General features: G+C 43.5%; 19 protein-coding genes. 9 read left to right on the forward strand and 10 right to left on the reverse strand.

Going from position 1 to position 24,915, the window contains the following annotated elements:
• The first annotated feature begins 40 nt into the window (after positions 1-40).
• The 6 genes from POV27_RS10650 to POV27_RS10675 all read left to right on the forward strand — a co-directional run bounded on the left by POV27_RS10650 (position 41) and on the right by POV27_RS10675 (position 4,705).
• A complete protein-coding gene (locus POV27_RS10650) occupies positions 41-1,948 on the forward strand; it encodes an OmpA family protein (protein ID WP_272862749.1) in 1,908 nt (635 codons plus the stop codon).
• Between the two features lie 108 nt (positions 1,949-2,056).
• Positions 2,057-2,572 (forward strand): isopentenyl-diphosphate Delta-isomerase, encoded by a 516-nt coding sequence (idi, locus tag POV27_RS10655; RefSeq protein WP_272862750.1) that lies wholly within the window; start codon positions 2,057-2,059, stop codon positions 2,570-2,572.
• Entirely contained in the window at positions 2,569-2,976 is a 408-nt protein-coding gene (locus POV27_RS10660) for a 6-pyruvoyl trahydropterin synthase family protein (RefSeq protein WP_272862751.1), read from the forward strand. The genes idi and POV27_RS10660 overlap by 4 nt, the downstream gene beginning before the upstream one ends.
• Positions 2,977-2,982: 6 nt before the next feature.
• Positions 2,983-3,432, forward strand: a complete 450-nt coding sequence (locus tag POV27_RS10665) for a peroxiredoxin (protein WP_272862752.1) — start codon at positions 2,983-2,985, stop codon at positions 3,430-3,432.
• A complete protein-coding gene (locus POV27_RS10670; protein ID WP_272862753.1) occupies positions 3,429-4,397 on the forward strand; it encodes a type I phosphomannose isomerase catalytic subunit in 969 nt (322 codons plus the stop codon). The genes POV27_RS10665 and POV27_RS10670 overlap by 4 nt, the downstream gene beginning before the upstream one ends.
• Before the next feature lie 41 nt (positions 4,398-4,438).
• Complete coding sequence (locus POV27_RS10675; protein WP_272862754.1) at positions 4,439-4,705, forward strand: hypothetical protein; 267 nt, start codon at positions 4,439-4,441, stop codon at positions 4,703-4,705.
• 66 nt (positions 4,706-4,771) lie between these two features.
• On the opposite strand, the gene POV27_RS10680 is transcribed toward POV27_RS10675, so the two are convergent.
• From POV27_RS10680 to POV27_RS10690, 3 genes are read right to left on the reverse strand one after another with little or no spacing between them, the layout of a single operon-like run.
• On the reverse strand, positions 4,772-5,485 hold the full coding sequence (locus tag POV27_RS10680) for a DUF4369 domain-containing protein (protein ID WP_272862755.1): 714 nt from the start codon (positions 5,483-5,485) through the stop codon (positions 4,772-4,774).
• A gap of 52 nt (positions 5,486-5,537) precedes the next feature.
• Entirely contained in the window at positions 5,538-6,881 is a 1,344-nt protein-coding gene (locus POV27_RS10685) for a DUF819 family protein (RefSeq protein WP_272862756.1), read from the reverse strand.
• A 48-nt stretch (positions 6,882-6,929) separates the two neighbouring features.
• Complete coding sequence (locus POV27_RS10690; RefSeq protein ID WP_272862757.1) at positions 6,930-7,859, reverse strand: alpha/beta hydrolase family protein; 930 nt, start codon at positions 7,857-7,859, stop codon at positions 6,930-6,932.
• Between the two features lie 134 nt (positions 7,860-7,993).
• Here POV27_RS10690 and POV27_RS10695 point away from each other — a divergent pair, with 134 nt between their 5' ends.
• Entirely contained in the window at positions 7,994-8,773 is a 780-nt protein-coding gene (locus POV27_RS10695) for a S1/P1 nuclease (protein WP_272862758.1), read from the forward strand.
• Positions 8,774-8,962: 189 nt separating this feature from the next.
• Positions 8,963-9,328: a hypothetical protein gene (locus POV27_RS10700; protein WP_272862759.1), complete on the forward strand. Its 366-nt coding sequence runs from the start codon at positions 8,963-8,965 to the stop codon at positions 9,326-9,328.
• Here the strand turns inward: POV27_RS10700 and POV27_RS10705 are convergent.
• From POV27_RS10705 to POV27_RS10730, 6 genes are all read right to left on the reverse strand, one after another.
• A complete protein-coding gene (locus POV27_RS10705; RefSeq protein ID WP_272862760.1) occupies positions 9,321-9,926 on the reverse strand; it encodes an alpha-ketoglutarate-dependent dioxygenase AlkB family protein in 606 nt (201 codons plus the stop codon). The genes POV27_RS10700 and POV27_RS10705 overlap by 8 nt on opposite strands.
• A gap of 1 nt (position 9,927) precedes the next feature.
• On the reverse strand, positions 9,928-10,278 hold the full coding sequence (locus POV27_RS10710) for a DoxX family protein (protein WP_272862761.1): 351 nt from the start codon (positions 10,276-10,278) through the stop codon (positions 9,928-9,930).
• A gap of 112 nt (positions 10,279-10,390) precedes the next feature.
• Positions 10,391-20,569: an HYR domain-containing protein gene (locus POV27_RS10715; protein ID WP_272862762.1), complete on the reverse strand. Its 10,179-nt coding sequence runs from the start codon at positions 20,567-20,569 to the stop codon at positions 10,391-10,393.
• Between the two features lie 117 nt (positions 20,570-20,686).
• Positions 20,687-21,826, reverse strand: coding sequence for an ABC transporter substrate-binding protein (locus POV27_RS10720; protein WP_272862763.1), 1,140 nt, complete (start codon positions 21,824-21,826; stop codon positions 20,687-20,689).
• A 7-nt stretch (positions 21,827-21,833) separates the two neighbouring features.
• Entirely contained in the window at positions 21,834-22,334 is a 501-nt protein-coding gene (locus POV27_RS10725) for a phage tail protein (RefSeq protein ID WP_272862764.1), read from the reverse strand.
• 24 nt (positions 22,335-22,358) lie between these two features.
• On the reverse strand, positions 22,359-22,913 hold the full coding sequence (locus tag POV27_RS10730; RefSeq protein WP_272862765.1) for a peptidase associated/transthyretin-like domain-containing protein: 555 nt from the start codon (positions 22,911-22,913) through the stop codon (positions 22,359-22,361).
• Positions 22,914-23,077: 164 nt separating this feature from the next.
• Between POV27_RS10730 and POV27_RS10735 the strand changes: the two genes are divergently transcribed.
• Positions 23,078-24,115 carry an SAM-dependent methyltransferase gene (locus tag POV27_RS10735; protein WP_272862766.1) on the forward strand — a complete coding sequence of 346 codons (1,038 nt, stop codon included), beginning with the start codon at positions 23,078-23,080 and terminating at the stop codon, positions 24,113-24,115.
• A 49-nt stretch (positions 24,116-24,164) separates the two neighbouring features.
• On the opposite strand, the gene POV27_RS10740 is transcribed toward POV27_RS10735, so the two are convergent.
• The gene (locus POV27_RS10740) at positions 24,165-24,665 is read right to left on the reverse strand and encodes a phage tail protein (RefSeq protein ID WP_272862767.1); all 501 of its coding nucleotides are present in this window, start codon (positions 24,663-24,665) and stop codon (positions 24,165-24,167) included.
• Positions 24,666-24,915: the final 250 nt, after the last annotated feature.

A 24,915-nucleotide genomic window follows, 5' to 3' on the forward strand; every position in this document is an offset into this window, starting at 1 on the left:
ATAAAGTATGTACAAAAGTTCCTTATGTAAAAAAATACTTATGTCCCTGCTAGTAATTTCGGTTACTAGCATTTCCTTTGCCCAAAAAAATAGAATCGAAAAAGCGAACAAAGAGTTCGATAAATATTCTTACATCGATGCCCGTGAGATATACCTAAAGGTAGTTGAAGACGGATACGCATCGGCTCAGGTGTTTCAGAAATTAGGAGACACCTATTATTTCAACAGTGAATACGGACAGGCTGCCGAGTGGTACCAGCGATCCATTAATGAATTTACTTCAGAAACGGATGCTATTTACTACTACCGAGCGGCTCAAGCCCTTAAATCATTGGGGAAATACGACGAGTCCGATAAATTGATGGCAGCCTATGAAAAGGTGGGAGGAGATAATATCATTATACGGAACTTTAACGAAGATCCCAATTACCTGAAGAGTATTGCCTTTCAGGCCAAAGGATATGAAGTAGAAAAAGTTAGTATTAATACCGATAGCTCAGACTTTGGCCCTTCCTTTTACTTAGATAAATTGGTTTTTGCCAAGTCGGCAAAAGCAAACAAGGGAGAGAAGGTATTCGAGTGGAATCAATTGCCCTTTCTAGACTTGTATGTGGCCGACATGGATGCCGAAGGACGACTTTCTAATGTAACTCCTTTAGATGGCGAAATAAACACCAAGTATCACGAATCATCTTCTGTCTTCACCAAAGACGGCCGCACTGTGTATTTTACACGAAACAACTTTACCGATGGTAAAAAAGGACGTGATAAGAACAAAACCATTCGACTGAAGCTTTATAAAGCTATTAAGAGTGGGGACAACTATTGGACCAATATCGAAGAGTTGCCTTTCAATAGCGACGACTATTCGGTAGCACACCCGGCTTTAAGTGTCGATGAGAAACGACTATACTTCGCTTCAGATAGACCAGGTTCCCTAGGGATGTCCGACCTGTGGTATGTAGACATTAATGAAGATGGAACCTATGGAGATCCCATCAACCTAGGACCTACGGTAAATACAGAAGCCCGAGAGAGCTTCCCATTTATAAGTGAGAATAGCAACCTTTACTTTTCGAGTGATGGACGTTCTGGATTGGGAGGATTGGATATTTATGTAACCCAATTGGATAACGGAGGTACTTCTGGTAAAGTGACCAACTTAGGAGAGCCCGCCAATAGTAATCAGGATGATTTCGGATTCATCATTAATGAAAGTGCACGTTTAGGTTACCTTTCCTCCAATAGGGATGGAGATCGTGGAAGCCTTTCCGATGATATCTATCGCGTTCAGGAGAAATGTGAAATTACCATCGTAGGAGCCATTACCAATAAAGTAACAGGCGATGCCGTACCAGGTGCTATTGTTACTTTACTGGACTCAAACAATACAGCGCTGGAAACAGTAACGGCCAAAGAGAATGGAAGCTATGAATTCAAAACTTTGGTAGAGTGCGATACGACGTACCTAATCCGAGCCAACAGCGACGGTTGTGAGTATAACGAAGAAATTGTGGAGACTCCTAATGTAACCGGTAAGATTGAAGTGCCTGTTAAGTTAGAGTGCGATCCTTGTCCTCCAGACGATTTAGGATGTCGTTTGAGCCTTCAGCCAATTTATTTCGATTTCGACCGTTATAACATCCGTCCGGATGCTGCGATAGAGTTGGCAAAGATTTTGGCAGCAATGCGGGAATACCCACAATTGATAATTCACATAGAATCACATACAGACTCAAGAGGAAACGATGCTTATAATGAAGCCTTGTCCGAAAAGCGAGCCCAATCCACTTTAAATTGGTTGGTGGACAACGGAATTGATAAGAATCGTTTAACAGCAAAGGGGTATGGCGAGTACCAATTACAGAACGAATGCTCTAATGGGGTTGAGTGTACTGAGGAGGCACATCAGCTTAACAGGAGATCAATGTTCTTAATCCAGAATTGATGTAAACTTACCAAGATTATGACCCCTAAGCGCCCGACGAAAGTTGGGCGCTTTTTGTTTTCCTTAACATCGCATTTCGTATTTTTGGGTCAAAATTGCTGGATATTCATGGAAGAACAAGTTATTCTTGTCAATGAAAAAGACGAAAAAATAGGGTTGATGCCCAAACAGGAAGCTCACGAAAAAGGGGTTTTGCATCGCGCATTTTCTGTATTTGTATTTAATGATGATAATGAGCTCATGCTTCAGCAAAGAGCACTGGACAAATACCATTCACCTGGATTGTGGACCAATACCTGTTGTAGCCATCAGCGTGACGGAGAATCTTCCCTAGAAGCAGGGATACGAAGATTGGAAGAGGAAATGGGATTCACTACAGAGCTTAAGGAAACCACCTCTTTTATCTATAAAGCTCCTTTCGATAATGGTCTCACAGAACACGAGCTGGATCATATTTTGGTAGGGCACTACAATGGGGAGCCTTCCATTAATAAGGAAGAAGTAGCGGCTTGGAAATGGATGCCTCTAGAAGAGGTAAAGGAAGACATTGTTCAAAATCCGGCCGAATACACCGCTTGGTTCAAAATAATATTCGAAAAATTCTACGAACATCTTAGTGTATGAGTGCAACGGTATATAGAAAGGCACATTTTAACGCCGCGCACCGACTCTTCAAAAAAGAGTGGAGCGATGAAAAGAACCTAGAGGTGTTCGGGAAATGTAGTAATCCTAACTACCACGGGCATAATTACGAATTGGAAGTGGGCATTACAGGGCCCATCGATGCCGAAACTGGGTTTGTGATCGATTTGGGATACCTAAAGAGGATCATTTACGAAGAGGTAGAATTACCCTTCGATCATAAAAACCTGAATTTGGAAGTGCCCGAATTTAAGGAACTGAATCCAACGGTAGAAAACATTGCCAAAGTCATTTGGGAAAAACTTCATGCAAAGTTGGATACGTCGTATAAAATTTCAGTAAAACTTTACGAAACACCACGTAACTTTGTGGTATACTCTGGCTAGGATCGTATGGAATTAGGAGATAAGTTACCCGAATTTACACTCAATGATCAAGAAGGGAATAGTGTTTCCAGTTCTGATTTTGAGGGAAACTCCGTCGTTATTTTTTTCTATCCCAAAAATTTCACTCCGGGCTGCGTTCGCGAGGCCTGTAGTTTTAGGGACAGTTTCGAAGATTTTTCCGATTTAGGGGCTACGGTTTTCGGTATCAGTGCCGATAGCGAGTCTTCGCACAAACGATTTGCCAAACATTATCGCCTGCCCTTTACCTTATTGGCAGATACCAAGAACAAGGTACGTAGACAATTTGGCGTAAAGAAAGGCCTTTTGGGAATTCTTCCCGGTCGTGAAACGTTCATTTTCAATAAAGAAGGTAAATTAGTCTATAAATTTGCAGCCATGGGGGCAGATCCCCACATTAAAAATGCATTGACTTATTTACAGAAGGAGCATTCATGAAACAATTATATCCACTTAAATTTCGACCATTACTCAAGGAAAAGGTCTGGGGAGGACATAAATTGGCTTCCCGTTTTGGAAAGAATGGAGCAGGCCTTCTAGGGGAGAGTTGGGAAATTTCTGGAGTAAAAGGTGATATTTCTGAAGTCAGCAACGGACCTTTACAAGGAACTTCCTTGGTACAATTAATCGAAGACTATGGAGCCGCTTTACTGGGCAAGAAAGTAATGCAGGACTACCACGGGGAGTTTCCGCTGCTTTTTAAATTTATAGATGCAAGCCAAGACCTTTCCGTACAACTGCATCCCGATGATGAGGTAGCCAAGGAACGTCATGATAGTTTCGGTAAAACCGAAATGTGGTACATCATGGATGCCGATGAAGGTGCCCGACTTATTTTGGGATTCAATGGCGAAATGGACAAATCCCGTTATGTGGAGCATCTTTCCAAGGGAGAAATTACACAAATATTGCATGAAGAACCGGTAAGAGCAGGAGATGCTTTTTTTATTGCTTCTGGTACAGTGCATGCCATTGGTGCGGGTGTCGTATTGGCCGAAATTCAGCAGACGTCCAATATCACCTATCGCATTTACGATTGGGACCGACCGGATATCGATGGAAATATGCGCGAATTGCATACCGATTTGGCATTGGACGTTATCAATTTTGAAGATACCAAAGCCAAGCTTCATTTTTCTGAAGACGAAGACACAGTGAACGAAGTTTGTACTTCTCCCTATTTTAAAACCAGTGTGTTACCACTTACCAAAGCGACTTCCCGTACTATGGAAACGGTAGATTCCTTCGTTGTATATATGTGTACAGAAGGAAAAGCCGCTATTGAGGCGTTGGGGGTAACGGAGGAACTCACAAAGGGTGAAACCATACTAATACCAGCAGAAGCTACCCAAATTCATATAAAGACTTCTAAGGCAACACTTTTGGAGGTTACCGTGCCTTAGAAAGTATTTAAAATGGTATTTTTGCTGAAAATTTTTTTACCATGGCAAATAGACGCGATTTAAAGAAAGACATAAACTACGTATTGGGAGATATTATCGAGGCTGTATACATTTGGGAATTAACCAATCCTGATAAGGATACCAAGAAATCGGAAAAGATCATTGACGATGCCATTGAAACCTTCGATGTCCTGATTGCAAAAATGAACGATAAAACCGCAGAGGACAAAAAGAAGCACTTCAATTCCATTCGTGCCGAACTGGAAGAAAAAGGAAGAAAATTAATCGATCAGATCAACGCCCTATAAAGGTAGTTTCAGTATAGTATTAAGGGCTCCAATACCTCAGGTGTTGGAGTCTTTTTATTGGAAGGCTTATTTGTTTTCCTGTTGCTTACGATCTTGTATAAAGGACTCCAATTCTTTACCGTATTTGGAGTCTTTTATTTTTGGGGACAATGCCCCGTAAATAGTATCTAGGTATTTTATATTGGCGTCATAAGCCTCTGTAAGCATTAAGTAAGGAGCCACTTCGTATTCTGCCTGATTCAGGGCGTAGTTCACCGTGGCCAAATAACGGCTCATTAACAGTTTTTCTTGCTGGGTCTGGATGACATTTACCAAAGAATCATTCCCTTCCTTAAGTGCATTCAATCCCTGTTCTATTAAATCCAACTTTTTGTTTTGGTAGCGTTCAAGAAGGGTTAGATATTGCTCTAGCTTTTCATGATTGGTAGATCCATTTACCGAGGCTTCGATTTCATACTGATTCAAATCGGTAGCGACTGTCATCGCCTTAGCTTCCGCGAAAAAGGGAATACGCTTTACAGTATTAGAGCTATCGGCAAAGGTTAGGGTAAGGTAATGGATTTCGGGACTGTCTACTTGAGCAGAAAATTCGAATTGAGAGTTGCCATCTACTTCCATAGAATCCAAAGAAATGAAAAGGGTGTCCTCCAATTTCTGAAGGTATAAAGAACCTTTCTTTAGCCCTTTTATTTCGCCTGTTAAGGTCATTTGGTTTTCGACAGTGCCGCCGCAACTACTCAATAGTAGACAAAGAAGGGGGATAGAAAGGAAATACTTCATGGAATTTGTTTGTTGGCCGCAAATATGCAAAATTAAACGTTACCCAAAAAGTTTATCCACCCGAAACTACCTGCATCATAAATGTGCAAAGCACGGCTCCAAGTGTTCCAATGGCATATCCAAATACAGCTAGAAGTACTCCTACAGTTGCTAAAGATGGATGAAAGGCAGAAGCCACAATAGGAGCAGAGGCAGCCCCTCCCACATTAGCTTGACTTCCTACGGCCAGAAAGAAATAAGGTGCTCTTATAAGTTTAGCCATTATTATGAGTAAAATTGCATGAATGGACATCCATACTAAGCCAACAGTAATTAATCCGGGGTTTTTGAAAATATCCATAATGTCAATTTTCATACCAATTGAGGCTACTAGAATATAAATAAACACACTTCCTATTTTACTCGCACCAGCTCCTTCCAACGTTCTTGCCTTGGTGTACGATAATGTGACTCCAATAATAGTGGTCAAGGATACCATCCAAAAGAACTTAGAGCTTAAGAATGTCAAGGAGTTTTGCCAAAGGCCGGGAGACATGCGGCCTACAATACCATCGAAGGCAGTACTTACATAACTGGCTACAAAATGGGCTACACTCACGGTTCCGAAGGCAATCCCCGCTAATAAGATATAATCCCTTAAAGTAGGATTCCGTTCTGTTTTTTTTGCAAATGTCGAAACTTTTTCTTTCAAGCTTTCAATTGCTGAGGTATCCGATTTCAACCAGCGATCGATACGCGTTGCTTTTCCTATTCCTATAAGAAGTAAAGCCATCCAAATGTTGGCAACTACAATATCAACCAATACCATTTGACCATAAGATTTTTGGTTATAACCATATATCTCCAACATAGCGGCTTGATTAGCACCTCCACCAATCCAACTTCCGGATAATGTAGAAAGTCCACGCCATACTGCGTCGGCTCCTTCACCCCCCACAGTTTCAGGGGATACCAAACCAATCAAAATAACCGCAATGGGTCCGCCCAAAATAATACCCACAGTCCCAGTTACAAACATAATTAGAGCTTTAGGCCCTAAATTGAATACTGCCTTTAGATCCATGCTTAGCGTCATTAACACTAACGCTGCTGGAAGCAGGTACCTACTGGACATAAAATATATTCTTGTACTACCTTCAACGGGATCTGATCCTTCTGCGACCGTGACCCAATTAGGGGCAATAAGTCCCACAGAGGTAAAAATGGCAGGTATTAAATATGCCATGAACAGGGCAGGAACAATTTTGTAAAATTGATACCAGAACCCTTCTTTCTTACCTGAGGTATAAAAAATGAGGCCCAAAGCAATCATCAACAGGCCGAAAACTATGGTGTCATCGGTTAATAAGGGAGTGGTGTCTTTAATAGCCTCTACAGCTTCGACTGGATTTTGCATGGTCAATTAGTTTGAAAAACGCAAAATACAATTAATTCTGAAAACACCTTAGCCTTGAATGAAATCGGATATAAGATTTACCAATTCGGGCATTACGGGAAGATCTGGCCTGTTGTAGGATTTACTGTTGTCAATATCATTGCCTGTTATTTCCTTGAGGATATGGTTCATGTTTTTTACGATGGAATACTTTGCATCTGGACGGGCCTCTTTCAACATTTCAGCTTCAGAAACCTGAACCTGTAGGTCCTTGTCACCGTTAATGATGAAAATAGGAACCTCCAGTTTTTTGATCTCTACATTCGGATTGTACTGCATCCATGTGAGCATAAAAGGCTGGATTTGAGGTCTAAATATGGACGACAATCCGGGACTGTAGTTTTGGGCCACACCATTGGCGCGCATATCGTCGAAGGATTGACGGGCATTATCTTTAAGACCTGGCGCTTGTTTCGCTATCTGATCTACAACGACATCATCTATCTCTTGACCAGCCCCAGCTATGGAGATAAAACCATCGGCACCATCCTGGGCAGCTACCATACCTACCAAGGAACCCTGACTATGACCGACCACATATATTTTTGAAAAGGAATTTGCCTTTTTGAAATAGGAAATGATCTCTTTGGCATCTACAATAAAATCATCGAAACGGATGCTTTCCTCATTCAAGGTTCTGTCCTTCATCTGCTTTATGATACGCTTGTCATACCGAAAGGAGGCAATCCCCTTTTCCGAAAGTCCCTGTGCAAGATATTTTAGACAATTCGTACGCTGCATTTGTTGGTTCCCATCACGATCTGTGGGACCCGATCCACCTACTAGGATGGCAAGCGGCGGATTTTCATTTCCATTGGGGAGCAATAAGGTACCATCTATAAATGGAGATACGCTTAAATCCCGTTCAACTGCTTTAGAATTTTGAGCGTACGTACTGGTAAAAAAACAGATAGCAAGAAAAGAGAGGAAGGTTTTCATACAGGTTCGTTTTAGGGATTGTCTAAGATAGAACGAATCTTTCATTCAATTCGTGTTAAAACGGGGATAAATTAGGTAAAATAACATTGCGGTGACGGTGATGTCGGTATATTTGTAGGTAAACGAGGTAACATATGAAAGCGATCTATTTATGCATTGTAATGGTATTCTTAAATACAGGCTGGGGTACAGCGGCTGAATTTTGGGGGAGAACAGGGCACAGGGCTACCGGCGAAATTGCAGAGAAACATCTATCCAATAAGGCACAGAAAAAAATCAAGGAATTACTGGACGGAGCTTCCTTGGCTTTTGTATCTACTTTCGCCGATGAAATTAAGAGCGATGAAAAATACCGTCCTTATAGCCCATGGCACTATGTAAACTTTCCTTTCGATTCCACCTACGAAGACCATCCCAAAAGTGATCGTGGGGATATCGTTCAGGCCATAGATACCTGTATTAAAGTGCTGAAAGATGCTTCTTCAAGCAAAGAAGACAAGGCGTTTCACCTAAAGTTGTTAGTACATTTCATGGGAGATTTACACCAACCATTGCACGTAGGGAAGGCAGAGGACAAGGGAGCCAATACCTTTCAGGTACGTTGGTTCGATGATGGTACCAATCTGCACACGGTATGGGACACTAAAATGATAGAAAGTTATAATATGTCCTACTCGGAATTGGCTTCGAATGCCGATATGCTGTCCAAAGAGGAGATTGAAGCCTTAGAAAGTGGGACGGTTACCGATTGGATGTACGAGAGCCGGGAATTGTGTTTGGATATCTACAAGAACACCGATATCGGTGAAAAGTTAGGGTATCGATATATGTATCGATATATGAATGTAATGCGCGGTCAACTTCAGAAGGGAGGAATCCGTTTAGCGCATGTTTTGAACGATATTTTTGGTTAATATTCTTAAGAATTAGTTAAGGCTGGTATGTCGTTCATCTTATTATGCATGCATAATATCGAAAACTTCTAAAATTTTGCTTTTCGCAAACGTTTGCGTTGTCTTTTTGCTTTTCTAACTCACTAGAATAGAGTACTTTTGCCCTCCATTTGCGAGTAGGTTATGTTAGAGTACAGAAAGTTCTATTATTTGATTAGGTTAGTTGTTGGGTCGATCATTGCGATACATGGATTGATTCGAATTGTGGATATAGGGGGCTATACAGACTTCATTTTATCCAATTTCAAAGGGACACTTCCCTTTGATACACTTTTGGTCATTGGCGGAGCGCTTTTCCCCTTTCTGGAATTCTTTACGGGACTGCTTATATGTTTCAATATCACTTTGAAGAAGTCGATTATGGTGGGATTTTTTATATCCGTGGTGATGTCCATCTTCATTTTGGTGGGAAACATGTACGAGCGGCTTATCTATCACACAATTGTGTTGATAGGTTTAACATTCCTGTTGTTTAAGGATTCCAGAAGCTTCGCTAATAGAAAGCATTTTATTTAAGGGCCCTAAATGTTAGGTTGATTCGCGGCACGTTAATTTTTTTGGTTTTTGGTAATTGGTGTTTCCAATGGTGCTGCGTTTCACCTGACATTAGTAATAGGCTTCCGTGATTTAAAAAGAGTTTATATTTCAATTTTTTATCCCTCTTGTGCTTTAATTGAAAGCACCTTTTCGCCCCAAGACTCACGGAAGCTATTACAGGGTTCGTTCCCAATTCCTTTTCATCATCACTATGCCAACCGTTACTATCGTTACCATCCCGGTATAAATTCAATAGTACAGCGTTAAAGTGATTTCCCGTTTCCTTTTCCACCCGGTCCTTGATTTCTAAAAGGGTAGGGGTAAATAATTTGGGATACATGGTAAGTCCAGAATACCTATAGGTCTTCTCTTCGCTTCCGTACAAGGCAGTTAATCGGGGTTGGGCATAGACTTTTCCAAAGATCTTTATATCATCTTGTTGCCATGGGGTTTCCCGATAGAGTTCTTCATATAATGCATCTGCCTCTTCAGGACCGAAGAAAGTCGGATAATAGGAAATGGAGGCATCGGGAAGGGGAATTTCGATGGTGCTATGTTCTTTAGAAAACAAATCCATCTTATACGTATTGATAGGCCCAATAGATCAATCCAAATTGAATGGGAATCCTCAAAATGAGTAACCATTTGGGAAGGTTCAAAGATGCCTTCTCATTGCGTAGCATATGAATATGAACAGGGAAGAATAGAATGAGCAATCCCATAATGGCATAAGCAGCCATTTGTTGGGTATCGGCATTCAACAGCATAAATCCAACAATCATTTCGGCAATGCCGCTTACAGCTACCACTTCTTTATGTGCTGGAATATAAGGAGGGATGATTCGTTCATACCAATGGGATTTGGTAAAATGGGTAACTCCCGCTATGAGGAATATAAGGCCTAATACATATTGATGCCATGGAAACATAGAAAGTGTTTTTTCAAAAATAATTGTTTTGAAAGGTATTCGAAACTTTCCCATAAAAAAACCCTCCCTAGCCAAAGGCGAAGGAGGGTTACTTATTAACTAAAACTGACCCCTATTCTTTAATAAGTCGTTTATTTAACTGTCCACCACTGCCTTCAATGACCATAGTATAGCTGGCCGTGGCAAGGTTCGAAATATCAAGCGATGTCTCTATTCCTGAATTTCTCAGATCATAAGTTGCCACCTTTCTTCCCACCAGGTCGAACAATGTCACCTTCTCAAGTGCAATGTTTTGTGGGTTGCTAATGAACACCACGTCTGTAGCTGGGTTCGGGTATACAACGATGGTCGATAGATCCACAGGAAGGTCATCCAATCCAAGTACACTTTCTACGGTCAACTCGAAGGTACAAGTAGCGGTATTTCCGCTGTCGTCCGTTGCCGTCAACGTAATCGTGTACACACCGTCTGGAACTAGGGTTCCTGGTGCTGGATCTTGAGTAACGTCTGTCACTGGATCGGTACAGTTGTCTACTGCTGTAGCTTCACCTGTAGCGAAGTAATCTGGGATTTCGTAGAACAGCATACCTGGTCCTGGATCAACAGTCTGGTCTGCAGGACACGTAAGTTCTGGTGCCAGTGCATCCACAACAGTTACTTCGGCTGTACAAGTGGCAAGGTTACCATTGTTGTCCTGAGCGAACACCTGAACAGTGATCGGAGTACCTATGTCGTCACAAGTGAACTCGAAGATGTCGATGGCCGTAGTGAAGATGCCACAAGCATCGTCTAAGGTATCGATCACGTCTTCTGGCTCAATCACAGCCATCCCGTTTTCGTCAAGTTCCACGGTGATATCCATACAGGTAAGTACTGGATCGGTCACATCCTGAACAGTAACCGTAGCAGTACAGCTTGCGCTGTTACCATTCACGTCGGTCACAGTCAATGTTACGATGTTATCGCCTACATTGCTACAATCGAAGGTATCGATATCCAATTCGTAGGTAGCGATGCCACAGGCATCTGTACTTCCATTGTCAACATCGGTTGGTAAGATAGTTACCGTACCCGTTGCGTCAAGGTCTACGATGATATCTTGACAGAATACCTCTGGTGCGGTCACGTCCTCTACCGTTACGATAGCTGTACAGGTAGATGTGTTTCCGTTGTCATCAGTTACTGTTAGCACCACTGGGTTGTCCCCGACGTTGCTACAGTCGAAAGTATCTATGTCTATATCTAAACTTGCGATTCCACAGTTGTCCGTAGATCCTCCGTCCACATCGGAAGCGGTGATCGTGGCGATACCCGTATCGTCAAGTTGTATGGTAATGTCCTGACAAACGGCCATCGCTGGCTCATCGTCGTTCACTGTGATAGTGAAGGAACAAACTGTCGTATTTCCGTTTACATCGGTAGCAGTGAACTCGATCGTGCTTACACCTACTGGGAAGTCACTTCCAGATGGCAATCCGGCCGTCTGTACAACAGAAGCGATACCACACTCGTCGCTGGCAATAGCATCACTAAATACTACCTGAGCAGAACATAATCCTGGATCGGTACCCGTAACTACATCAGCAGGGCAGGAGATCACAGGTGGTGTATTATCTATCACAGTCACTACAGCGATACAGCTGCTCACGTTTCCGTTCACATCCGTAACAGTTAAGGTAACATCGTTTGGTCCTACATCGGCACAAGTGAAGTCTGTAATGTCTATCGCTAGACTCACAATACCACAGGCATCAGAGCTTCCTCCATCCACATCGGCTGGTGTTATAGAAGCGTTACCGGTTGCATCCAAGAACAGATCGATGTCCATACATACGGCATCAGGTGCCACGTTGTCTTCCACAGTTACCGTAGCAGTACAGGTAGAAGAATTTCCGTTTACATCCGTTACCGTAAGTGTTACCGTATTTGGTCCCACATTGCTACAATCGAAACTACTTGGAGAAACCGCTAGGCTCGCAATTCCACAGTTATCGCTAGATCCATTGTCTATATCGGCCGCGGTAATAGAAGCCATTCCGTTGGCATCCAACTGAACCGTGATGTCCTGACAAACAGCGATTGGCGGTTCTGTATCGTTCACGGTAACATTGAAACTACACGTATCTGTATTTCCGGCCGTATCCGTTACTACAAAAGTATTGGTAGTAGTTCCTACAGGGAACGTGCTTCCAGAAGGCAATCCTGCTGTTTGAGTAATGGTTACACCAGCTACGATTTCGTAAGAAATCTCCAGTACCGGTGCTATTGGAGATTCACGCGTTCCAAATCGTTTAGTAGTTGAAGCAGTTGTTTCATTTCCTATAACAATCCAACCGAAATTAGTGCCTGGATTATCTAGCATATCCTGAACATCTGCCATTAATGCAGCCGATGTCCATGTATAAGGACCATTGGCATCCACATTTTGAACGGCACTGGAAGCTGGATTAAAGTTTCCTCCAGGACCACTGGCCCATGCCGTACCAAGCATTGCATCATTCCAAGTTGCATCTGGTGCTACAGCGGTATCTCCAAATCCACCTCCACCAGATCCTGGTGCTACACCGTTATCTGAAGCACCTTCGCCCCAATCTTCCAATAATCTGTGAAGATTGAAATCATGTGCTCCATTAGTAGCAGTTGGATGATCGGCTGTCATGGTAAGGTTTACACCTGTAATGGTGGCCCCTGCAGGGACACTTCCCGCAACATCGAATGTGAGAACTCCTCGGTGATTTTCACTTACACCGTTTTGTCCTACATACATTAATTGCCCAGCTCCGTTACTATTTCCTGGAATCTCTTGGAATAGAGAATTATCCTTAAGTGGATTTATACTTACGGTTCCAGGGATGATCGTAGCACAATTGTCTGTAGCTGTAACAGCGTAGAACACCTGAGCACCACAAATACCAGTATCATTGTTCACTGTAATATCTGCAGGGCACGTGATCACAGGATCTTCAGTATCCTCTACGGTAATTTGTTGTGTACAACTCGCTGTGTTTCCACCTGCATCTGTAACGGTCCAAACTACGTTAGTAGTACCTACAGGATAGGTGTCGCTTGCATCTGCCGTGTTGTTGTAATCGTTGATCGCCACCGCACACATGCTCACATCATCCACATAGAATAATGGGATAGCTGCAGGATTTGTCTCACTACCATTACCGCCAAAGAAATTGGTGATAGGGAAGAAGTTAATACCTCCCAGTGAGATAGCTCCTGTACTGCTGAATGCTTGATAGCTATATGGGTGACTTATTACTGAAGCTCCATTTACGAAGAACTCCGTAAAGTCATTATCAAGGTCGATATAGTGTCTTACTTCGAACCATGCTCCTTGCGGATACGTAAAGGTGTTATAACCTGAATTTACGTTGTATTCCGCTGTTCCGTTGGAGTTCCACTGAATCTGGTGCCCCCATTCTGGGCCTCCGGCAGGACGCTCGAATTTCTGAATGTTGGTAAATGCTGTATTTCCTACAGGGATGTACAAGCTATAGGTTACTTCCCATACTCCAGAAGTAAGATTACCAAGGTTGTAGATCTGATCTACAGGTCCACCTGCAGGCACACCTTCAATCTTCAAACTCTGGGTTCCACTTTGAGCCTGTTCGGTAGATACCTCACCTGCTTCGGCAGCAGCTCCGGTCCATCCAACCCAATTCGGATCCTGTCCGGCCATAGAACCTAAGGTATAAGACTCTAGGTCATCATTTCGAACACATCCATTGGTAAAGCAATTATCGTCGAAGGTAGGTTGAGGTACAGTAATGGCAGCCTCACAAACCCCTGGGTCGTTGCTTGCAGTAATGTCAGCAGGACACGTAATGGTCGGATCTTCATTATCGATAACCGTCACAGTAAAACTACAGCTTGCTGTGTTTCCAGAAGCGTCCGTCACTTCAAAAGTATTGGTAGTAGTTCCTACAGGGAATACACTTCCGCTAGGCAGTCCTCCCGTTTGAACCGTTGTTGGAGACGGACAATTATCAGTTCCTGTTGGAGCGGCATAGGTTACTACGGCTCCACAATCTCCGGTGTCATTGTTTACTGTAATATCCGCGGGACAAGAAATTGTTGGATTCTCAGTGTCATCCACAGTTACATTAAAGGTGCAAGTAGCTGTATTTCCTGCGGCATCTGTTCCTGTAACGGTAACAACTGTTGTACCAACAGGGAATACACTTCCAGAGGCAGGAGAACTCACTACCGTAGCTCCTGGGCAGTTATCAGCTATCGTAGGCGTAAAGGTAACTACGGCGCTACATTGTCCTGGGTCGTTTCCTACTGTAATGTCTGTAGGACAAGTCACTACAGGGTCTTCTGTGTCATTAACAGTTACAGTCATTGAGCAAGTTCCTGTATTACCCGCAGCATCCGTGGCTGTCCAAGTTACTGTCGTAGTTCCTACGGGGTAGGTTCCGGAAGCATCGGATGTACCATTAAAGTCATTGGTAAGGGTAATGAATCCCGTATTTGCCGTGAGCTGGAACTCGTGCGATCCAGGACCAGAACACTGGCTTGAATCAACCTGAGGATCTGCCAAGAGGGTAAAAGTAAGATCGGACCCGAAGGTAGCAATCCAATTGTTCCAAGTGGCTGCTGGGATGGTTACCGAACTATTAATAACATCACAGGTAGGTCCTCCACCACATTCTTGGAATATTTGTATTCCATCAGGACCGGTAAGTGTAAAACACTCACTAGTGGAACCCGTGGTGAAGTCTCCATTATATTCTATATCTAGTATAACATCTAGTACGGTTGTTCCTAATCCCGTAATCGTGGAAGGCGTATCTATAAGATCCCCCCCGCTAAACAGCATAGCCGTTACGGGACCAGCCGTAGTAGTTGTCGTACCAGGACAATTCTCCATAATAGTAGGAGTAGGTACAGTAACTGCAGCACTACAATTTCCTGGGTCATTGTTCACTGTAATATCAGCTGGACAAGTCAACACAGGATCTTCAGTGTCATTCACCGTAACGTCAAAACTACATGAAGCTGAGTTTCCACCTGAATCAGTAATTACATACGTATTCGTAGTTGTTCCCACAGGGAATTCTGCTCCCGAAGGAAGTCCCGCAGTTTGCACAATAGCTACTCCGCCTGGAACAAAAGTGAAATTATCCAATGATTGATCAGATCCGGAAGTATTATCCCAACTCATGGAAGTAATACCTATCCAATCTGCAGTGTTCGGGAAACTAACTACCCCAGTAGAAGTAGGGATAAACGTTCCTCCTTTAGACGAGGTAAATGTAAATGTAGTTGGATTTGCACAAATCTCTACACTGGTAGGCGAGAAGATGGCTCCTCCGTCGTATACCCAATTATTCCCGGTATTACCGTGCATTAACATTCCGTCTCCGTCACCACAAGGTACAGTCCATGGAGCATCAATGTGTTGTCCTGGATTGGCAGTAACTACCATTAAACCTTCTATGTATGGTGTTCCGAAAACATCTGGCCCTGTAAACGTCAATGTAATTGGGCTTCCGGTAAGACAATTATCCATTCCGGTTACCGTGTAGTTTACAACAGCTCCACAGATACCAGGATCGTTACTAACTGCGATGTCTGCAGGACATGTAATAGAAGGTGCCTCAACATCATTCACCGTAACATCGAAGGAACACTGAGTAGTATTTCCTGCAATATCGGTTACCTCGAAGGTGTTCGTCGTGGTTCCCACAGGGAAGGCACTTCCGCTAGGTAATCCAGCAATTTGAGTTGTGGTAGCTCCACTACAATTGTCGGTGCCTACTGGCGGGGTATAAGTTACCACGGCTTCACATACTCCAGGATCGTTGTTCACAGTAATATTAGCTGGACAAACGATTGCTGGAGGAGTAGTGTCTTCTACAGTTACCGTATCGGAAGCACTATTGGTACATCCATTGGTATCGGTAAATGTATAGGTAATGGTATGCGTTCCTGTTCCGGCAGCAGCGGCATCGAAAGTATACGTCATTCCATTTCCATCGTCCGTCACACCGGGACCACTGTACACACCTCCTGTTGGAGTTCCACCACCAAGACCCGTCAAGGTCGCATTAGGACATACAGGGCTTGCCGGAGCTGTAAAGGTTACAGTAGGCAATGCAAATACTTCCACATCATCTGAAGCGCTAGCAGTACATCCATTGGTATCGGTAAAGGTATAGGTAATGGTATGTGTTCCTACACCAGCAGCAGCAGGGTCGAAACTATAGGTCATTCCGTTTCCATCATCGGTCACTCCTGTCCCGGAATATACACCTCCCGTAGGTACTCCGCCACCCAATCCGGCCTGTACGCCTGCATCTACACATAGATCTGCAAGTGCCGTGAAGGTTACGGTTGGTAATGCGAATACTTCGATCATATCGGAAGCACTACTAATACATCCGTTGGTATCGGTGAAGGTATAGGTAAGGGTATGGGTTCCCACGCCTGCAGCAGCAGGGTCGAAACTATAGGTCATTCCGTTTCCATCGTCGGTCACACCAGGACCGCTATAAAAACCTCCTGTTGGAGTTCCACCGCCCAAGCCTACTTGTACACCTGCATTTACACAAAGATCGGCAGGTGCCGTAAAGGTTACGGTTGGCAATGCGAATACTTCGATCATATCGGAAGCACTAGCCGTACATCCATTGGCGTCGGTAAAGGTGTAAGTGATGGTATGTACCCCTACGCCAGCAGCGGCAGGGTCGAAACTGTAAGTCATTCCGTTACCGTCATCTGTCACACCAGGTCCACTGTATACACCACCGGTGGGTGTTCCACCTCCTAGACCAGCTTGAACTCCAGCATCCACACAAAGATCCGCAGGAGCTGTAAAGGCTACGATTGGTAGTGCAAATACCTCAACATCATCAGTAGCACTAGCACTACATCCATTAGCATCAGTAAAGGTATAGGTAAGGGTATGGGTTCCTACGCCAGCGGCAGCTGGGTCGAAACTATAGGTCATTCCGTTACCATCATCGGTCACTCCCGTACCACTATATACTCCTCCCGTTGGTGTTCCGCCACCAAGACCGGCTTGTACCCCAGCATTTACACATAGATCGGCTAATGCGGTAAAGGTTACGGTTGGAAGTGCAAATACTTCCACATCGTCGGAAGCACTATTGGTACACCCGTTGGTATCTGTAAAGGTATATGTTATTGTATGCGTTCCTACGCCTGCAGCGGCAGGATCGAAACTATAGGTCATTCCGTTTCCGTCATCGGTAACTCCCGTACCGCTATATACTCCTCCGGTAGGGGTTCCACCACCAAGACCAGCTTGAACGCCTGCATCTACACAAAGATCTGCAGGTGCCGTAAAGGTTACGGTAGGTAAAGCAAATACTTCAATATTGTCGGAAGCAGAACTTCCTCCTAATGTATACGTAATAGGATGCGTTCCTACACCCGCAGCAGCAGGGTCGAAACTATAGGTCATTCCGTTTCCATCATCGGTAACACCTGGTCCACTGTAAAAACCACCTGTTGGGGTTCCACCGCCAAGACCGGCTTGTACTCCAGCATCTACACAAAGGTCCGCGGGAGCTGTAAAGTCTACTACAATACTTATGCTAGCAAAAGGAACCGTAGATAATCCTGCTCCAAAAGCGAATGCGTGGTCGTAATTGGCTGGATTTTCAAAATCAGCGCTTCCTACAGGAATCCCACGACTCGCAGGGGTGTATTCCGTTTTAACAGGGGCTGTGGGAGGGAATCCGTCCACAACCAGTGCATTTAGGTATATACCTGTAGGATCTTCAATGGCAGGAAGGTTACCTCCTGGTACTCCTGAATTTCCAGTATACATTACTGAGTAAATATCGGTTACCCCATTGGTAGGATCAGTATCGCTATCAGTAAACGCAAATAGTGACTCACCATTGGTCGCCATGGCAAAACCGCCTACGATTACACTAATGGTTCCACATCCATTTCCAGAAGTATCACTACACGCCACAGTAAATGTGTCTGGAGTTCCTCCTTCAGTCACTGTAATCACATCTCCTTGATCAATTTGACCCGCTGGAGAAGTCCATTGTAAAACGGCTTCACCCGCAGAGAATAATAAGGTTGTATTGTCGAATTCATCTTCCGAGAAGTACACCACGGTTCCTCCGGGTATGTCCTGAGCAGCTACAAAAGAGAAGCCATCAGGTCCAGCATGACTCATACCCATGATGGCAACCAAAGGATCGGAAGCTGAGGTATCGTCGTTGGTAATGCTTCCTGTAGCACTGTTTGGAGTACCTCCATCATATCCGGTTCCGGAAGCAATCATTAATTCCACAGTTTCAGTAGGTTCTACAATAGCATCTACAACCGGTGTCACAGTTACGGCTACAGAAGAACTTCCGTTAGGTATGGTAGCAGTTCCAGTGGTAGCAGTAAAGGTATCCGCCCCAGAAACTGTATAGTCTGTCGTAAGGGTAGCGGTTCCTCCTACAGTAAAGTTCACCGTAATGTTGGAAGTTGCCGCTGCGCTCAATGTAAAGGTGTACACCATTCCAACACCGCTGTCCTCAACTGTTGAGGTCGGTGCTGCGGCCAAAGTAAGGGTTGGATTCGCTGATCCAGTAACTATAATAATATTGGCAAAAGGCACTGTAGAAAGGGTTGCCGGTGCTTGCGCATGGAACCAGTTTGTTATATTTTGGAAATTCGCTTGGTCTACCGTTACACCACGCTCTGGCGGGAAGCGGTATTCCGTTCTTTGTGGTTGAACGGCAGGAAAACCATCTACTACAACAGCCCCCACATATACAGAAGATGGATCTTCTAGGGCAGGGATGTTTCCACCGGGTGTTGAGTTGTTTCCTGTATAAAGCACGGAGTGTACTTGAGTCACTCCATTGGTAGGATCTGTATCCGAATCACTATAAGCAAAGAAGCCTTCACCATTAGAGGCAAAGGTAAATCCTGTTACGATCGTAGTAAAAGTTCCACAGGTTCCACTGTTACAAGATGCTGTAAATACATCGGGTGAGTTTTCCGTGGCAACAATCACTTCTCCTCGAAGGACACCTCCTGCAGGAGCGGTCCAACGTACTACACCTTCACCACTTGTATTGGAAAAGGCTAGGGTATTTCTATTAAATTCCTCTTCAGTAAAGAATACTTCTGTACCTGCGGCAATATCGTCAAGAGCTACGAAGGAAAAACCTTCGATGCCCGGTGCAACAGCATTGTTCAATCCAGTTACCGCGACCACAGGAGTAATATTCTGGGTGTCGTCGTTGGTAATGGTTCCCGTAGCGATACTTGGACTACCCGCCGTATATCCGGCTCCAGCAGCAAGTGTTAGTGTCATGGTTTCATCGGGCTCCAAAGTAGTGTCTCCAACTGGTGTTAGGGTTACGGCGGCTATACTGGATCCTGCGCCTATAACAACAGTACCTGAGGTTGCGTTAAAGGTAGCTGCTCCCGTTTGGGTATAGTCAGTGCTAAACGTAGCCGAACCGCTTACATTGAAATTAACCGTAGTGGGACTTCCAGAAGTAGGACTTATGGTAAATGTATAGGTAATGCCGCTACCACTATTTTCTGCAACTGCTGCAGGTGTTCTGGTAAGCGTAACTGTTGGGCTCGTACAAGCCAGTGTAAAACTGTTAAAAGCGGTAGTGTTAAGGGCCTGATATCCTTGTCCATGTAAATAGTTGCTTACATTTTCTAGGTTATCCCTACATAATCCGTCGCGAATACCTGCTCCTGCAAATACGTATTCCGCACGCCCTGGGTTTACCGCAGGAAAGCCATCGACTACAATGGCATTTGGGTAATCAGGAGTTGGATCCATTATTGCCGGAATAGCACCTCCCGTAGCTTGACCGGATTCTCCTGTATAGAACACCGAATAAATTTCAGTGACCCCATTACTGGGAATCGCATCGGTATCTTGATATGCATAGTAGGCCTCACCTCCAGTACGAAGGGAAAAGCCGCCTCCAAAATGAGTAGCCGTTCCACAGGAGCCTCCACCTGTACAGGTTACTGTAAAGGTATTAGCAGTTGCAGTCTCCTCTATATATACAACCGTACCGGTACTAATGGCACCAGAGGCTGTAAAGCGAACTACAGATTCACCGGTTCCAAAGAGATTAGTTGAATTGTTATATTCATCTTCGGTGAAATATACATTTTCACCGTTGACCAAATCCTGGGTTACCAAAAAGGCAAAACCATCATTGGTTACGTGGTTGGTTCCTATAACCGAAGCCTTTTGCGCTAAAGCCTGGTTTATAGCCATTATAGCTAGTAGGATGGTTAATAATTGTGTAATTTTTTTCATCATGAGGTCATTTGGTTATACGATATCTCCCTATTGTATATTACAATGGTTTCGCAACAAAAATAGCGGAGGCGGTTTTTAAAAGGAATAAGTACTATTACGTAATTTAAATGTTAAAAATTAGGTACATATGTATGGGTTCTGCCATCCTGAATAGGGGATATCTTCTAATTTGGCATATAGATCTTCCATAAATGAAGCTTCTATGGTATCTACAACTGTGTTGTGATACCCAACGTCATTAAAGGTAAATTGTCGGACTTTAAGTAGGTCTGTCTGAGATTCGTTATAGGCATTATAATGCATAACGCCTCTGGGTGTAGGTATCTGAACATTTTTTAAACCGTCTGCAAGGGCTGTAGGGATGGTACCGTGTGTATTGATCACTTCGGCAATTACCTGTCCCACTTCATAGCCAAGCAGCGCCATAATGTTTGGCGCTTTCTTCAACGATTCTTTGATTTCAGAGATAAAGGCATTCATGTATTCACTGTCTTCATCGAAGGACCAAGAAGCTATCGAGATCAAATTTTTGATTCCATAGTCTTCGGTATTCGCTGTTTCGTCAGTCTGCAAGGGAATGGCAACAAAAGGTACCTTATCGCTAAGATCGGATGATCCTAAAATATTCATCACCTTTGCGCCTTCCTTAAAACTGAACAGCGTAAACACCACATCGGGATTGCTTTCTCGGATCCCTGCAACCATTGTTTCAAAAGATTCGGATTTGTAATCCATAGGGGAGACATAATAATTTACAATTTTACCCCCTTGGCTAGTATACCCTTGAATAAAAGCTTGAGAATGCTGATATCCTCCATCGTAATAGGAAGCTGCCATGGCGGCTTTTGTCCCGTATTTTTTGGCAGCATGCATGCCAGCAGCATAACAAGATTGCCAAAGATTCAAGGAGTGATACACCACATTGGGATGCACATGCTCTTGCTTTATTGCATTTCCGCCAATATTTACATGAATGAGCGGTTTTTGATAGGCCTTAAACACCCCGGCCAAATCGGCAAGTTTATAGTGACTACAAAAAGAAACGACTAGGTCTGCATTTTCCTGTAGAATCATTTTCTCCCCCAAACGTACAATACTGTCGTCCGAGGCTGTTCCCACGCCTTCTACCAAGAACTTAGGAACAACTTCAGTTGTATTGATTTTATTGAAACTTAGCTTTAAGGCGTTCAAAAAATCCAACGCCAACGTAGGAAACATGTCCGATCTGGGAAGCAGTATGCCAATTTTTATGTCCATTGGCGTACTAACTTCTAGAAGGGTATACTCCTTCCAATGCGATAACGTAGTAAACCCCTAAAAAAGGATTCCTAATGCTAAAGGATTGATTGCTACCTACGCTAGCCGGTGGTGCAAGATTTGCATTGGCATCTTCTGCATAAGCGTCTGTCATTGCGGCAATATGTTTGCCGGCAGGATTTGTTTCCTCTCCTGTCGCAGTGGACACACCAATGTTATGGGTGTGGGAAGGCAGCTGGCCAATAGTTATGGTATGATTTTCAGCACCTGCTCTTTCCCCCCAGGTAATGGGAGCTAATCCAGGGCCTGATCCTACACCTACAAAACTACGCCCACGAGAGTCGGGTAGACCAAAGGTGGTTCTTCCGTCCCCACCAAACGTGGTTCCGAGTAATGAAAATAATGCCGTATGTGAAGCAATGGCCAAAAGTTGTCCATGGCAGAATGCCCAGCCTCTGGGGGCGAAATTAAACCCAACTGGCATGATTTGTCCGATAAATGGATCCATAATAGTAAATTTTATAAGGTTAGTTTATTGATTAAGTGCAATATTGAAATTAATTCTGGTCTCTCCGAAGTGAGTATCCCTTTTTAGAAATACCCTATCTTCCAGCTGTTTGTTCTCTTTCCAATGCTTTGAAGTAATATGCGCGAAGTAAGGGGTCACTACCAATTCGGTAAAATACGTGTTTCCGTCTTTGGAAACTTTGAAATAGATACGTCCGGACCTTCCCTTTTCGTTATTAGGGAGATCGGTAATAAAACTGTAAGCCCCTGTTGCATCGGTTTTACATTTTCCTCGGTGTCTAAATTTTGTCGAATTGGGCGACATATGCCACACCTCTACTTGCGCATTGGCGAGGGGAGTAGTTCCCAAATGATTAAAAATAGTACCTGAAACCCTCACATGCTTTCCGAATGGTAGGGTTCTAAGATCAGTTTTCTCTTCAGCATACGCATTATAGCCTTCAAAAGGGGATGAAGGTTCGTTAAATGCATTAATTGTGGCTGAAGGTAACAATGCAATTCCTGTAGTAGCCATAGCCGACATACGCAGGAATGCGCGGCGGGGAGTCTTCTCGGTCATAATTTGGTTAGTTAAAACCTAAAGGTACCTTTTTTCTGCTGAAAGTCAAGAAAATATTCGATCAAAGACATCTTTTTTTTGAATGTATTGTAGGTAGTGACCTACAGAAAGACTTTTAGGAGTTCACTAAATACTATATATTGCAATGCACAGACAGCTAACATATGATTTCCCCATCCTATCTCGATCGATTGAAACGAGTCGTTCCCCGTATTATACAAGAAGAGACCCACTATTCAGATTTACAAAATGCCCTACGAGAACTAATGGAGCTCTGTTTGGAGATGACAGGACTCGATTTTGAAACTGAAAACAACACGACCCGAAACCACATTTTTTTAGACTCAGGTAAAGCCATTGGGACAAAATCTGCCGGTGAGTGCATAAACGATATCATGCGGACCAAGCGCTTCACTAGGGGGATTTGTAAGGCGGTAGAGAAAACCAGAGCCACGCAAGAGAGTGGCCCCATTCAATTATTATACACGGGTACAGGTCCTTTCGCCACCTTAATACTCCCGCTGCTCACTCTTTATACTCCCAAAGAGATTCAGCTTACATTAGTGGAAGTAAACCCCCTAAGTTTGGAGAATTGTAAGGAGGTCTTGAAATGTTTGAATGCCGAAGCCTACGTTTCCGAATTTCTGAATTTGGATGCCAGTACCATGCAATTGGAAAATCCCCGTGAATTCGATATCGTTATTGTTGAATGCTTGCAGCATGCATTGAACAAAGAACCACAAGTGGCCATTACCCACAACGTTATGCTGCAATGTAAAGAGGATGTGGTATTGATTCCACAAGAAATTTCCTTACAGGTTTCCCTTATTGATGTGGTAAAAGAATTTAAACAGCTTATGGATACTGGAAAAAGAGGCGGTGAGAATTTCTTCATGCATAACAAAACGGTTTTTGTCCTTAACAAAGAACGTATGCGTTCCTTTGATGTGTCACTTCCCTTAGATTTTAAATTTCCGCAGGTAGCTGTACCACTCTCAGAATATGTACCACAATCTGCAAATGCCATTGCCGTTACAACCGAAATTCATGTTTTTGGTGAAGAACGATTGGGGTACAAAGAAAGCGGATTGACCATCCCTATGGTGCTCAAACAATTACAACCTGGATTATCTATAAAGGAAATCATCACCCAATATGAATTGGGAAATGCTCCTGCCTTGCGAACACAGTGTATCTACTAAACAAAAAAGACCGACATAAGCCGGTCTTTATATAGCATAAAACTAATCTTTAGCTTCTTGAAGGGAAAATCCCTTGCAATGCAATACACATATAAATTCCCAAGTAAGGATCTTGAATGCTGAATGCTTGACTTCCACCTACAGTTTGAGGGGCAGCAAGGTTTCCAGTCGTGTCTTCTGCGAATCCGTCGGTAATTCCTGCAATATGCTTCCCGGTGGGATCAGCTTCTTCACCAGCTGCAGAATTAACACCAATATTGTGAGTGTGTGCCGGCATTTCTGCTATGGACAACTGATGGGTCTGCGCTCCACCTTTTTGTCCCCACTGAATTGCGCTAAGACCAGGTCCGTTACCTACACCTACCATACTTCTTCCTCTTAGATCTGGAAGAGCAAAAGTGGTTCTTCCATCACCTCCGAAAGTGGTTCCTAATAAAGAAAACAACGCAGTGTTAGAAGAAATGGGTAAAAGTTGCCCGTCGCATAACGCCCAACCTCTAGGGGCGAAATTAAACCCAACTGGCATGATTTGTCCGATAAATGGTTCCATAATAATTGATTTTTAAATTATTAAATTGATTAATTGATTGAAAAATTGAGGAAGTGGGGATTCCGATTATTTCTGTTTATAATGTATTGTAATTCATCTAGGGCTAAAGTATTGTGGTGAAACCATTTGTGCTATATGTATAAATACGTATTTTGAATAAGTGCATAAAAAAACCCTCCTTCGCGTAAAGCTCGGGAGGGTTTTGTTTTGGGAATTGTTTTCCCTTATCTCTTGACGAGTCGCTTCACCG

The sequence above is a fragment of the Aureisphaera galaxeae genome, assembly GCF_028561275.1.
In the GTDB taxonomy this organism is placed as follows: domain Bacteria; phylum Bacteroidota; class Bacteroidia; order Flavobacteriales; family Flavobacteriaceae; genus Aureisphaera; species Aureisphaera galaxeae.